We start from the raw sequence: 11,882 nt of genomic DNA, 5'->3' as shown, positions 1-11,882 counted from the left end.
TGTTCAGCGCAGCGCGGCCAGCGCGAGCAGGGCAAGGTCGGTGCCGCCGCGCAGGCGCAGGTCGACTCGTGCGCTGTCGGCGCCGCCCAGGCCCGGGGCGAGCGTGATCTCCGCGTGCGGCGCGTGCGGCAGGCCGGTGCGGGAGGTGAGCCGGGTGGTGCCCGCGGCCTGGGTGTTGGTGGGGAGCAGCGGCCAGGCCGCGGCCAGGCGCCGGGCGGCTGCCCCGCAGACTCCGGCGGTGGGGTCGTCGGCGGACCGGCCGTCCAGGGCCAGGCGCAGCAGGCGCTCGGCGTAGGGGAGTCGGAGGCGCTCGGCCCGGACGACGACGGCGTGGTCGCCGGAGGGGGCCGCGGTGATCCGGGTGCCGTCCAGGTTCCAGCAGACCTTGAAGTCGCCGGCCTCGGTGTCGGTGACGGCGCGGCGCTCGGGGGCGAGGGGGCTGGAGCACAGCTCGTACCGGAGCTCCCGCCGGCGGGCGAAGCCGTCGGTGCCCGGTCCGGCGGCGAGGGTCGCCCGGTCGGCGGCGGGCAGGTGGTGGCGGGCCGCGGCTGCGGCGAGATGGCGCGGGTGGACGCGGCGGCCGGGGACGGCGGCGGCCTTCAGCGGGGCGCAGCCGGCGGGCCAGGCCGCCATCTTGACCGTGCCGCAGGGGCTGGTGGTGAGCAGCAGGGTGCGGGTGCCGTCGGTCAGCCCTGCCGCGGCCAGGCCGTCCAGCTCGGCGCCCGGCGCCGGGTGCCAGGACCTGCCTGCCCGGGTGGGCAGGTGGCTGGCGGTGGCGGCGGCGAGTTCCTCGGCGGCGCGGAACTGAGTTGTCAGGCGCATGACTTTGTCTCCTTGGTGGGATCTCGGTTCGAAGGGGGACCGTGCCGACGGGGCCAGCCGTCGGCACGGCACGGGTGTGGTGCGGCTCAGAACAGGGTGTCGGGGCCGGCGGACGGCTCGGGGAGCAGCAGCGCGGCCAGCGGGGCGAGCCGCTCGCGGGCCAGCGCCTCGCGTTCGCTCGTCTCACTGGCGGTGGCGGGCCGGACGCGGACGCTGTCGACGTCCGGGGCGTCCTCGGCGGTGTAGCCGGACTCCTCCAGCACCCCGATCATCGCGGCCAGGGTGCTGACGAAGTTGTCGGTGAGGCACCACAGCACGACGCTGTCGTACGGGCGCTCCTCGGTTGCCGGCTCTTCGCGCAGCGCGAAGTCGCCTTCGTCGTCCGGGCCGCAGTCCTCGGGCGCCGGTGCCGGCTGCCATCCCTTGGCGGCCAGGACATCGGCGACCGCCCGCTCGGTGGCCGGGGGTGGGCCGGGCGCCGCCTTTCGCCGGGCGGCGGCCCGGCGCCGGGTCACCGCTCCTCCTGGTCGTCGTTGTCCCCGCCGTCCTCGGGGACGTCGGGCAGGGGCATCCCGATCTCGGTGAACCACTCGTCGACGATGCCTGCGGTGTCGCCGCCGTTGAGGTATCCCTCCGCGGCCTGCATGCCGGAGAGTCGGGAGTGGAGCAGGGCGACGGCGGCGGTCAGATCGGCCGCCTCGGGGGCTTGCTGGGTCATGGTGCTCCGTTCTGTCGGGCTGGGCCGGGGGCGGCGGTGCGGGCCGCCCCCGGCGGAAGTGGGTGGTCGGTGCTGCGGGGATCGGCGCCGCAGGCCGGTGGGCCCGGGGGCGAAGGGCTGGTTGCAGCCTTCGCCCCCGGCCGGGGCGGTGCGGGTCAGGCCGCGAGCGCGAGGTCGCGCCGGAGCGGCTCGCCGGTGACGGCTTCGACCAGGGCCGAGATGATGAGCTCGGCGACGGGCGGGGTGACCGCGTTGCCGTACTGGCGGACCTGGTCCTTGGCGGAGCCCAGCACGACGTAGTCGTGGCCGAACGCCATGGCCCGGCCGATCTCCCGGGGCGTCAGCATCCTGAACAGGACGTCGTCGAGGTCGATCTCGCAGCCGTCCAGGAGCTGGTGGGTGATCAGCGACCACCGGTCCTTGGTGGTGATGGTGCCCACCGGGTCGGTGACGGGCCGGGCCCGGCCGTTGGTGTAGTACGGCACCAGCAGCCGCTGGATCTGCTCGTTCGGTGCGGTGACCAGGCCATGGTGGTTGCCGCTCGCGGTCACCGTGGTCAGCGGCACCGTCACCGGCCGGAAGCGCCCCTTGTCGCCCCCGCCGCGCAGCGGCACGATGAACGGCTCCCAGCCCAGCTCCGGCTGCGCGGGGCCGGTCGGAGCGGCGAGCAGCGCGTCCTCGGCCTCGGCGACCGGCTGGGGCCGGTACTTGCGCAGCCCGGCCAGGATGCGGGCCAGGGTCGCGTCGGCCAGGGGCTCGGAGCGGTCACCGACCCGGGTGCCGGGGGTGCTCCAGTCGATGATGCTGTCGGCGCCCAGGACCTCCGGCTCGACGATGCTGTGACGGCAGGCCGAGCTGGGGCAGCGGTAGTAGTACTGGCCGTGGCGGCCGTAGCTGCCCATGTCGTCGCCGGGCTTCTTGAAGACCTGCAGAGCGTCGACCATCTTGTCGCAGGCGCGGCAGTAAGCGCGGGGGCGCAGCCACTTGTCCCAGTCGGGCCGGCGGCCGAGCTTCTTGTGCCAGTAGGCCACGTAAGCCCGATCGCGGGACTGCGGAGCGGGCAGGCAGCGCACCGGCCGGGCGTGCGAGGAGTTGAAGGCGATCACCTTCACCTCGTAGCCCTCCGCCTTGATCTCCCTGATCCAGCGGTCCCACTCGGCCCACTTGCGGACCTCGATCACGTTCTCGACCATGCCGACCAGGACCGGGGTGCCGCGCAGGTTCATCGCCCGCAGGTACCGGGGGACCTCCTCCATCAGAGCCCGGGCCCGCTTGATCATGGGGTCCGGCTCCTTCTCCCCGAACAGCACGCCCTGGGTCGACTTGTCGAAGTCCCGGCGCTGGCCGCGGGCGTCGGCCCACGGCGGGCAGCTGGGGGAGGAGCAGAAGACGTCGGCGGAGGGGAACTTGGTGATGTCGGTGCGGGCGATGTCCTCGACGAAGTGCTCCACGTGCGGGAAGTTCGCCGCGTGTGTGGCGACCGCCTGCGGGTTGTGGTTGGCCGCGAGGATCAGCTCCGTCCCGGGGACGGCGTGCACGCCTTGGCTCGTACCGCCAGCGCCGGCGAACTCGTCGAACACCTTGAGCGTCATGGGCTGTGTCTCCTGTCGGAAGGTTCGAAGGGGTGTCGGCCCGGCGGCGGGGAGCCACCCCCACCGCCTGCCAACAAGAGAACTATATCAGGCTTCATGCCCGAATGGAAGCGGGTTTGCCGTCCTGGGGCCGCCGGTCAACGGCCCCATACCGCCCGCAGGCGTGCTTCGGCCGAGCGGTGCAGTTCGATGCCCTCCAGCTCCGTCCGGCCGAATGCGCGGTATTCCGCGTCGGCCTTGCGTAGCTTCCGGGCCGCCTCGGTGCTCTCCCGCCTGGCCTGCATCACCCGCCCGTAGGCGTGGCCGGCCTGGATGCGCAGCGACTCCTCCCGCATCCGCGTCAGGTCGTCCTCAAGCTCGGGGTTGGCGAGCGCGTCCGCGATCAGTGGCGGCAGCACCTGGAGCGCCTTGCGGGCCGAGGCACTGTCGGCCCGGGCGCCATCCCGACTCCGGGCCCACGCCAGGGGCCAGGCGCCGCCCGTCGGCGACCGCTCGTGCGAGAACTCCAGCACCAGGGGGATGCGGTACTCCACGTGGACCGTCGACCAGGCGGTGATCCGGTCCAGCTGCTCGGCGGCGGGCGGCACCGAAATGATCGCTCGGGCGCCGCGCCAGGGGAGGTCCCTGGTGAGGGTGTTCACGACGTGCCCCCGGATGTCTGGCTGGGCGCAGCGGGGCGTTGCGGCGGGGGGAGCGTCAGGGTGTACCGGCCCGGGTGGTCGGCCACCCCGGCGATGTTCCACGGCCTGTCGGCGGCGGCCGGTGCCGTGCTGGCGGCGGCGAACCGGGCGGCCCACGACTCCGGGTCGCCTTCGTTGCGGCCGGCCAGCTCGACGGCGGCGTACAGCGACTGCAGGGCGTCCGCGAGCGCCCGCCCGTCCTCCGGCCACAGGTAGCGGAGCTGGGTCGGGGCGACCAGCACAGCGCTCTGGGAGCGGAGCTCGGCGAAGGCGGGCTGCGGGCCGAACCGGCTGCCGTCGCGCAGGACGACGTCGATCTGGCGGGCGTCGCTCCAGGCGGAGCGCACCACGTACGCGGCGTCGAAGGCCAGGGCGTCGGCGAGATCGGTCTGGGTGGCGGGGCTGGGGTCCAGCTCGTAGAGCCGGCGCCGGGCGTAGAGGTGGCGGGCTGGCTCGTCGTGCGGGTTGGGCGGCGGTGAGATGGTCATGGCGTAGCGCTTCCTCTCGGTGGGTCCGGCGGGGTGCCGGGGCGGCGGCGTGGGCCGCCGCCCCGCGAGGGGGCCCGGGCGGGGAATCCGGCCGGGCCTCCCGATGCGCCGTCAGAGGATGTCGTAGGAGCTCGGGTGGACGCCCTCGATCACGTAGGAGGTCGCCCCCGCCGGGATCTCGAAGCGCGTCTGCTTCGTGGCGGCCAGCTTCCGGGTGGACTCGGCGTCGAGCTCGATGTTCACGCGGCTCACGCGGACGTGGATCACCGTGCCGGTCAGGCCCTTGAGGTACTGCGGCCGGATCCGGTCGATCTTCACCCGGTCGCCGGGGCGGGCGATCTGCACCAGGGACGACGTTCGAGTGGCCGCCGCGTCGGCGGGGGCGGGGCGCAGGGTGAGGCGCCGCGAGCGGAGCGCCGCCGCGATGAGCTCCACCTGCTCGGCGGTGGCGGTGGCGATGAAGGCGCGGGTGGCCTCGACGGTCTGGTCGGACATGGTCAGTGCTCCTGTGGAGGTCGTAGCGGTTCGAAGGGTTCGGGCGGAGCCATCCGCCCAATGAGAGAACTATATCAGCTCTCATTCACGCACGCAAGCGTGTTGATCAGGTGAAGCGCACCTTGCCGGTGGCCTCGTCCAGCTCCACGGAGCCGAACTGGCAGGGGTCCTGCCGGGCGTGGTCGTTCATGCGGTCCCGGAGTTCCGGGGGGATGGCGGCCTTGAAGGTCCGGAAGTCGAGCCCGGGCATGCCGTCAGGTCCGCGGTGGGCCATCCACCATGCGCTGCCGACGTCCACGGGGTCGAGGTCGAAGGCGGCGAGTTCGGGGTGGGCGTCGACGAACCGGACGGCGGCGGCGAGCAGCTGCCGGCCCTGCTCGGCGGGCAGGCTCTCCAGGGTGAGGTCGAGGACTTCGACGTCCTCCCACTCCCGGCCCGGGGTGGTGTCCAGGTCGCCGGGGGTGGGCCGCGCTTCCCACCACACGGCCTCCATCAGGGCGCCGGAGCAGAAGGCGGCGAGGTACTCGGTGTCGCGGCCGTCGAGGTCGGCGGTGTCGGTGGTGTTCACGGTGCTCCCGTTCCGGGTCGGTGGCTCTTGTGTGCGGCGTCGGCCGCCCCCGTTGCGGGCGGTACGGCCTCGGTCTTCTGGTGGATCTTGCTCTCGGTCACGCCGGTGTGGCGCAGGTAGGCGAACAGGCGGTCCGCCAAGTCCTCGTACGCGCCGTCGGCGTGGCGGTCGCACGGGCGAAGCCGCTGGGTGCGGCGCTCCTCGAACGTGACGGTGAGCAGCCTGACGGCGAGCGAGCCGCAAGCGCCCCGCCGGCGGGTGTAGGCGTAGGAATCGCAGGTGATCGGTCTTGTCTTCACGGCTTCTCCGGGGGTGGGTCGGATCGGTCGAAGGGGTCGGGCGGAGGTGGTGCCACCCTTGGCCAACTAGAGAACTATATCATGTCTAAGCCATGAATGCGAGCGCAATTCCGCTCCGCCCTGGTGGTGCCGTCACACGGCCAGGGTCAACTGCTTCGGAGTCCTCAGCTTGTCGACCACCTCGCTGCGCCACGCCATGGCGTAGGTCCGGCAGTTGCGGCAGTCGACGCCCCGGTGCGTGCAGCCGGCCAGCCGGATGTTGCGCCGCCGCGCCCCGAATGACCAGGCATAGCTGTCCGCGCTGGCGAGGTGGTGACCGTAACGGTCCAAACCATCCGATTTGATGCCGAAGCCGTGAAGGGCGTACCCGCGGCCGGCCAGGGTGGCCAGGATGTGGCCGGTGGCCCGGGTGCCCTGGCGGCGGCAGACCGATCCCACCCCGACCCGGAACGCCTGGGCCAGGTCGACCCCGGCCCGCTCGTACATCCGGCAGTGCTCGACGTAGTCCTCCACGCTTTGGCCCTGCAGGATGGGAATCCACGGGGCCCGGTCGAACTGCTCCGTGAGGTACAGGTACGAGTCGACCGTGAACTCCTGGTGCCGGCGCAGCCCGAACCCGCTGCGCGCGAGGATCTGCGGCTCGGTCATCCAGTCCTGCACCGACGCGAACACCGGCGGGGCGCCGAAGTCGTCCATCAGCCGGTAGACCATGCCGCCGTACTCGTCGGGGTCCAGCAGGAACTCCCCGTGCTCGCCGATCTGCGAGAACCCGGCGCTGTCCAGCGCCCACAGGCACCGGGCCGACGGGAACCGCTCGCCCCGGCTGCGGTACCTGGCCAGGGCGTTCACCGAGAGCATCAGCGGGACCGGGGAGTCCTTGGCCCAAGAAGGCGGGGCGCCGAGGAAGAACGTGGTGCGGTCGGCAATGGCGGGGGCGGACGGGCTCATGGCGTCCTCCTTCGGGAGGGGGCGGGTTCGCGGGGGCGTCGAAGGCGCGCCGAACGGCCGGGCCGGACGCCGCCCGGGGGTGCGGAGAGGGGCCGGTGCGGGCGGGTGCCGCACCGGCCGGGTGGAGCGGTGGTCGTCAGGCCGCCGCGGGAGCCTCGGCCGCGAGGTCCACGCCGATGTGGAGCACCTCGAAGGTGTCGGTCCGGCGCCGGATGTCCCCCGCGTGCTGGTAGACGGCCGTGCTTGCCCGGCCGACCACGACCACGGCCGCCTCGGGCTTCAGTGCCAGCACCGCCCGCGCCGCCGCGCCCCGGGCGGTGCAGATCACCACGGAGGGCCGGTCCGCGCGCCAGGATGCCGTGCCACAAGCCCCGGCCAGCCGGATGTACAGCCGGGCGGTACCGTCCGCCAGCGCCTCCGAAGCCCGCTCAAGGTGCCCGGTGACGGTCTGCACCGGGGATTCCGAGGCCGCGTCGTCGGGCAGTGGCGCGTCCTGACCGCAGAACTCCTCCAGCTCCAGCAGCAGCCGCTCCCGCTCCTCCCCTTCGGCCTGCATGCCCTCCCGGACGGCCCCACCGAGCAGCGGGGACGCGCTCTCCAGCGCCCGCTGCTGGATCGTGCCGGCCTGCTCGCAGAGCTTGACCGCCAACGCGAACAGCTCCCGCTGCTCCTTCTGTCCGGCCAGGCGCGAGCACTCGTCGTCGAGTTCCTCCCGGACGGCCTTCACGGTGGCCCGCAGGGTGCGGAAGCGTCGGGGGCGGGTGAAGCCGCCGTAGGGCTTGGTGTCCTGCTCGACCACGACCAGGGAGGTCTTCGGCCAGCCGCTGGCGTCCAGCGGGCCGAGCTCCAGGTCGAGGATCAGGGTCGGGCGGGAGTCGTGCAGCGGCCCGTACGGGAACCCGATCGTCGGCGTGGGGAACGGCACCACGCCGGACGTCAGGTGGGCGTGCAGAGTCGCCGCGCTGGGCTGGACCTGGTGGCGGTGCAGGCGGGCGAGGTACAGGCCGACCGTCCACATCTGCCAGGCGGCGGTGCCGAACGGCTCGGACGGCATCGCCAGGCGCAGCACCTCCTCCCCGCCCCGGCCGTCGGAGATCACCGCGTTCAGCACCGCGTACGTCGGCCGGGGCGGCTCGGACGCCTTCTCGGCGGGGGTGGTCTGAGGTTCGGCGGCGGGGGCGGTGCTGCGCGGCATGGTCAGCTCCTCGGATCGGACTGGTTCGAAGGGGTGTCGGCCCGGCGGTGGGGAGCCACCCCCACCGCCTGCCAACAAGAGAACTATATCATGCGGAAGCCACGGTGTCGAGCGTGGTCAGGTCCACGGAGGCGGGCGTGCCGTACGCCGCCGCGATCCGCTCGGCCTGCCGGTGCTCGAACAGCGCCCACAGCACGTCGAGATCCCTCGGGTCGACGTTGCGCAGCTGGACGTCCACCAGTTCGCCGGCCTGCCTGATCTCCAGCTCGGCGCTCGCCCCCGGGTGCGGCTCCAGGTCGACGCACACCCGGTGCACCCCGGCGCGCACCTCCCCCTCCCAGCCCCGCTGCGGGAAGCGGTCCAGCAGCGCCCTGGCCACCGCCGCGCGCTTCTCTGCGGCGGAGGTCCGGGCGTGGAGCTCGTCCACGGCCCGGGAGTAGGCCGCCTCGAACTGAGGCAGGAACCGCCGCCGCATGTCCTTGGCCAGCGTTCCCAGCGGGCGTGACAGGTCGAACCCGATCTCGGGGCGACCCTTGTCGCTGAAGAAGTGGCCCGGGATCTTCGGGTACCGACCCCGGACGGTCACCCGGTAGCCGTGAGGATTCGCCGGCTCCCGGTCCAGCTGGCGGCGGTCGATGCGCAGCCAGAAGCCCCGGCCGCGACCGTCCGTCACGAACTGCCACTCGTCGTCCCGCTTGTACGGGCAGTTGTCCAGTCGCCACGGTGCGCCCAGCAGGGCGACGAGTTCCGCGATCCGGGCGCGCGGGAATCCGGACATGGGTGCTCCTCTCCGGGGCTGCTCGGCCGCCGGTGGGTTCGAAGGGGGATGGTGCGGAGCCGCGGTGCCGCCTCGGCTGGTTTCGTCGACGAAAGTCTGGAGGAGGTGTTGCGGGGCGGCGGTGCCGCCGCCCCGGTCTCACGGCAGGTAGCAGCGGCACGGCCCGTCCTGCTGGCAGGAATGGAAGATCTCCCGCTTCGCCCCCCAGTCCATCGGCTGCTCGCCGGACTCCTGGCGCTCGCCGCAGCGGCAGAGCGACATGTCCAGCTCGGGGTTGTAGGTGACGAGCGCGTGCTCGCGGTGCTGGCACCATGCCGCGGTCTCGGTGCCGGTGGTCGCCTGCTCCGCCGCCGGCTTCGTCTTCCGCGCCAGCGCGGCGGCGCCCTCGTGGGTTGCGCGGGTTCCGATCCGGACGACGCGGTACACCATGAACCCTCGCGGGTGCTCGATGATGCTGGCCCCGTCGACGACGGCGATGACGTCGCAACCGTTGATCTTCCTCGGAGGGGTGACGTTCGGGTAAGTGGAGGCGTCGGCGGGGGTGGGCTGGTTCACGGGGGCTCCGTTCTGTGGTCTGGGCTGCTGCTGGTTCGAATGGGCGCGGGCGGGAGTCACCCCAGCCTCTCAATGAGAGAACTGCATCATGCTTGAGTCACGATTGGCGGCGCAGTGATCCACTCGGCGATGGCGTCGATGCACTCGCCGAGTCGGTCGGCGGGGCGCGCCAGCAGGTCGTACTCGGCGCCGGTTCCGTCTCCCCTGTGCGCGTGCCAAGCGTCGCCGGGGCGCGGAGCCCGTTCGACGGTGATCTCCTCCCCGTCGGCGTCGCTGTAGAGGTAGAGCACGGCGTAAGGGCCGTCCGGCTCGCACGGTGAGTCCGGGCGGGTCTGGTCGTAGTCGACCACCACCCATGAGTTCCTGGAGCCGCCGATCATGCTCTCGTCGTCGGTGTAGGCGGTGATGCCCCAAGCGGCCAGGGCGCGAAGCGCGGCGACCTCCGCCGTCTCGGCATCCTGGGACCCGGCCGGTGCGTCGGCAGGGCTCTTAGGGGTGGGCTGGTTCACGGGGGCTCCGTTCTGCGGCTGGGGCCGCTGCTGGTTCGAAGGGGTGTCGGCGGGCGGAGGGGGAGCCGCCCCCTCCGCCCGCCAACAAGAGAACTATATCACACCTTGCTCATTTCGTGGGGTGATTTACGCGGCCAGGGCTAGGTACGCGGCGGCTGCTGCCTCCCCGACATGGCGGCGTAGCGCGTCCCCGCGCTCCCAGTGCAGCTCGCCCTCGGCCGCGTTCAGCCGGTCGGCCTCCGCCAGGACGTCGGCCATCGACCGCTTGTCCTGGAAGCGGTGCCCGATCTCCGCCTCCGCCCCGGCGTACTCGACCGCCAGCGGCCGGCGTAGCCGCGCCGCGCACACCAGGTCCTTCCCGCTCGACAGCACGCACAGCGAGCAGGACAGGCGCTCCATGCCCGCGTCGTAGGCCCAGTGGTACCGGACCCCGGTCTCGGCGATCCGCTCCCACACCTGCCGCTCGCTCCAGTCGTGGATCGGGTGCCACCGCACCACGGTCCGCTGCCCGTTGGAGGCGGAGCGGTCGACCGCGATCGGCGCCTTCCCGGCCCGGCCCGCCGACTCCTGCGCCCGCAGCCCCAGGCAGTACAGGATGCGCACCGGCCGGCCCCGCACCCCCGCCCGCCGCGACTCCTTCACCAGCGCGGTCAGCAGCTTCAGGGCCTGCGCCGACTTCTGATCACTTGTGCACCACCTGGCCGAACTCGACGGCCACATGCGCCGCTGGAGCAACTGCCGCCACAGCCCGCCCTGCGGCCGGCGCAGCGTCACGAACCGCAGCCCGTAGTGCTCGGCCTGCTCCCTGGCCAGCTCCATCGTGCCCGGCCACTCGATGCTCTCCCCGGAGTCGGTCACGTCCAGGTCGTTGTGCACCACCACGATCCGGTCGCGCGGCACCCCGGCCGCGTCGGTGCTGCGCACCACCTCGTCCAGCATCGCCTGCGAGTCCTTGCCCCCGCTCGACGCGACCACGATCCAGTCGTACCCCTCCGGCCCGTGGCGCGCCGGGTTGAACTCGACGTACCCGACCGGCACCTTCGGCAGCGGCCGGGCCTTGCGCGCCGCCCGCGCCAGCTCCGCCAGCACCTCCCGCAGCCCGACCCCCGGCTGCGCCACCCACCCGGCGATCCGCTCGACCGCCCCGCGGCCCAGCGCCGGGTCAAGGCGGTCGGCCAGGAAGCGCAGCGCCTCGTCGCAGCGCGCCCATACCCGGTCCGCCACAGCACCCGCCCGCACCGGGTCCTCCACCGGCCGCCGGGGCGTCTCGGCCGCGTGCGCGGCCAGGAAGATCGCCCCCACCGGGTGCAGGGCCCCGTGTTCCGGCAGCCGGGAGCGGGCACCGGTGCCGGTGGGCGCGGGCGGCGGTTCGGCGCAGCTGTCCGGCGAGAGCCCGTGTTCGGCGATCAGCCGGGAGGCCCATTCCAGGGCCTCCCCGATCCGGGCCAGGCGGGTCCGGGGCGCCCGCTTGGCCTGCGGGAGCGCCGCGCCCAGGCACGGGCGCCCGGCCGCCACCGGCGCCGGCGCCTCGAACAGGGCGAGTTGGTTCGTCATGCGGATGGTCCTCCCGTGCGGGCGGCACCGCAGGCCCGACAGGCCGTGGTGCCGCCGGATGGTCCGAAGGGATCGGCGGAGACCGCGCTGCCAGGCGCGACCGCCGCCGCAGTTGCCGTCCGGGGCCGCCGGCGCCGGTTCGCGCCGACGGCCCCGCGCATCAGTGCGCCGCCGGGTCGGGCAGCGCCAGGCAGCAGCGATCGGCCTCCTCCTGGGTGGCGTGCTGGCAGAAGGGGAGGTTGTCCCAGGCGTCGGGAAGGCACTCGATGCCGCCCGCCGTGAGGATGTCGTCCAGGCGCTGCCACACCTGGGTGACCGGGTGGTCCTCGGGCAGGGTCCGCACGGCTTCCACCATGACGGCGTGCAGTTGCGTGGTGCCGAGTTCGTCCAGGTCGACGTCCGGCTCGAAGGCGGCGTCAGGCTCTGCGGGGTTGTCCATGGCGTCCTCGTTTCGGTTCGGCGGAGTCGGGGGCGATCCGCCCGGCCTCCAATGAGAGAACTGTATCAGAGTTAGTCCACGAATGTCGAGCGCCTTTCCCTGCTTCGTCGACCGGTCGGTCCGCTGCGCCGCGCGGCGGGGGCTGCGGGGGTGGGGGGGGGCCGGGGGGGGGCCCCCCCCCCCCCCCCCCCCCCCCCCCCCGGTCGGCAAACGCGGCCCCGGGGGGGGGGGGCGTTTGAGCG

The 11,882-nt window shown here is 73.3% G+C and carries 16 protein-coding genes; all 16 read right to left on the bottom strand.

Annotated features, from left to right (window positions below):
- Nucleotides 1-3 precede the first annotated feature (3 nt).
- The 16 genes from AB0K51_RS18845 to AB0K51_RS18770 all read right to left on the bottom strand — a co-directional run bounded on the left by AB0K51_RS18845 (nt 4) and on the right by AB0K51_RS18770 (nt 11,640).
- Nucleotides 4-822 (bottom strand): hypothetical protein, encoded by an 819-nt coding sequence (locus AB0K51_RS18845; RefSeq protein ID WP_363456383.1) that lies wholly within the window; start codon nt 820-822, stop codon nt 4-6.
- 86 nt (nt 823-908) lie between these two features.
- Nucleotides 909-1,337 carry a hypothetical protein gene (locus AB0K51_RS18840; RefSeq protein ID WP_363456380.1) on the bottom strand — a complete coding sequence of 143 codons (429 nt, stop codon included), beginning with the start codon at nt 1,335-1,337 and terminating at the stop codon, nt 909-911.
- Nucleotides 1,334-1,540, bottom strand: coding sequence for a hypothetical protein (locus tag AB0K51_RS18835; RefSeq protein WP_363456377.1), 207 nt, complete (start codon nt 1,538-1,540; stop codon nt 1,334-1,336). Before AB0K51_RS18835 ends, AB0K51_RS18840 begins: the two co-directional genes overlap by 4 nt.
- A gap of 155 nt (nt 1,541-1,695) precedes the next feature.
- On the bottom strand, nt 1,696-3,132 hold the full coding sequence (locus tag AB0K51_RS18830) for a DNA cytosine methyltransferase (protein ID WP_363456374.1): 1,437 nt from the start codon (nt 3,130-3,132) through the stop codon (nt 1,696-1,698).
- Nucleotides 3,133-3,269: 137 nt separating this feature from the next.
- Entirely contained in the window at nt 3,270-3,773 is a 504-nt protein-coding gene (locus AB0K51_RS18825) for a hypothetical protein (RefSeq protein ID WP_363456372.1), read from the bottom strand.
- The gene (locus AB0K51_RS18820) at nt 3,770-4,300 is read right to left on the bottom strand and encodes a hypothetical protein (protein WP_363456369.1); all 531 of its coding nucleotides are present in this window, start codon (nt 4,298-4,300) and stop codon (nt 3,770-3,772) included. Before AB0K51_RS18820 ends, AB0K51_RS18825 begins: the two co-directional genes overlap by 4 nt.
- A 111-nt stretch (nt 4,301-4,411) precedes the next feature.
- Nucleotides 4,412-4,795: a hypothetical protein gene (locus AB0K51_RS18815; protein ID WP_363456366.1), complete on the bottom strand. Its 384-nt coding sequence runs from the start codon at nt 4,793-4,795 to the stop codon at nt 4,412-4,414.
- A gap of 106 nt (nt 4,796-4,901) precedes the next feature.
- Nucleotides 4,902-5,363, bottom strand: a complete 462-nt coding sequence (locus tag AB0K51_RS18810; RefSeq protein ID WP_363456364.1) for a hypothetical protein — start codon at nt 5,361-5,363, stop codon at nt 4,902-4,904.
- Nucleotides 5,360-5,662 (bottom strand): hypothetical protein, encoded by a 303-nt coding sequence (locus AB0K51_RS18805; RefSeq protein WP_363456362.1) that lies wholly within the window; start codon nt 5,660-5,662, stop codon nt 5,360-5,362. Before AB0K51_RS18805 ends, AB0K51_RS18810 begins: the two co-directional genes overlap by 4 nt.
- A 132-nt stretch (nt 5,663-5,794) precedes the next feature.
- The gene (locus AB0K51_RS18800; RefSeq protein ID WP_363456360.1) at nt 5,795-6,610 is read right to left on the bottom strand and encodes a hypothetical protein; all 816 of its coding nucleotides are present in this window, start codon (nt 6,608-6,610) and stop codon (nt 5,795-5,797) included.
- 136 nt (nt 6,611-6,746) lie between these two features.
- Nucleotides 6,747-7,805 carry a hypothetical protein gene (locus AB0K51_RS18795; protein WP_363456358.1) on the bottom strand — a complete coding sequence of 353 codons (1,059 nt, stop codon included), beginning with the start codon at nt 7,803-7,805 and terminating at the stop codon, nt 6,747-6,749.
- Nucleotides 7,806-7,893: 88 nt separating this feature from the next.
- Nucleotides 7,894-8,583 (bottom strand): hypothetical protein, encoded by a 690-nt coding sequence (locus AB0K51_RS18790; RefSeq protein ID WP_363456356.1) that lies wholly within the window; start codon nt 8,581-8,583, stop codon nt 7,894-7,896.
- A 138-nt stretch (nt 8,584-8,721) separates the two neighbouring features.
- Nucleotides 8,722-9,138 carry a hypothetical protein gene (locus tag AB0K51_RS18785; RefSeq protein ID WP_363456353.1) on the bottom strand — a complete coding sequence of 139 codons (417 nt, stop codon included), beginning with the start codon at nt 9,136-9,138 and terminating at the stop codon, nt 8,722-8,724.
- An 86-nt stretch (nt 9,139-9,224) separates the two neighbouring features.
- Nucleotides 9,225-9,647, bottom strand: coding sequence for a hypothetical protein (locus AB0K51_RS18780; RefSeq protein WP_363456350.1), 423 nt, complete (start codon nt 9,645-9,647; stop codon nt 9,225-9,227).
- 126 nt (nt 9,648-9,773) lie between these two features.
- On the bottom strand, nt 9,774-11,201 hold the full coding sequence (locus AB0K51_RS18775; RefSeq protein ID WP_363456347.1) for a phosphoadenosine phosphosulfate reductase family protein: 1,428 nt from the start codon (nt 11,199-11,201) through the stop codon (nt 9,774-9,776).
- Nucleotides 11,202-11,361: 160 nt separating this feature from the next.
- Nucleotides 11,362-11,640 (bottom strand): hypothetical protein, encoded by a 279-nt coding sequence (locus AB0K51_RS18770; RefSeq protein WP_363456344.1) that lies wholly within the window; start codon nt 11,638-11,640, stop codon nt 11,362-11,364.
- Nucleotides 11,641-11,882: the final 242 nt, after the last annotated feature.

It is taken from the genome of Kitasatospora sp. NPDC049285 (assembly GCF_040678815.1).
GTDB lineage: Bacteria > Actinomycetota > Actinomycetes > Streptomycetales > Streptomycetaceae > Kitasatospora.
The sequence above is the reverse complement of the archived record's forward strand: the minus strand, read 5'-3'. Positions and strand labels throughout refer to the sequence as shown.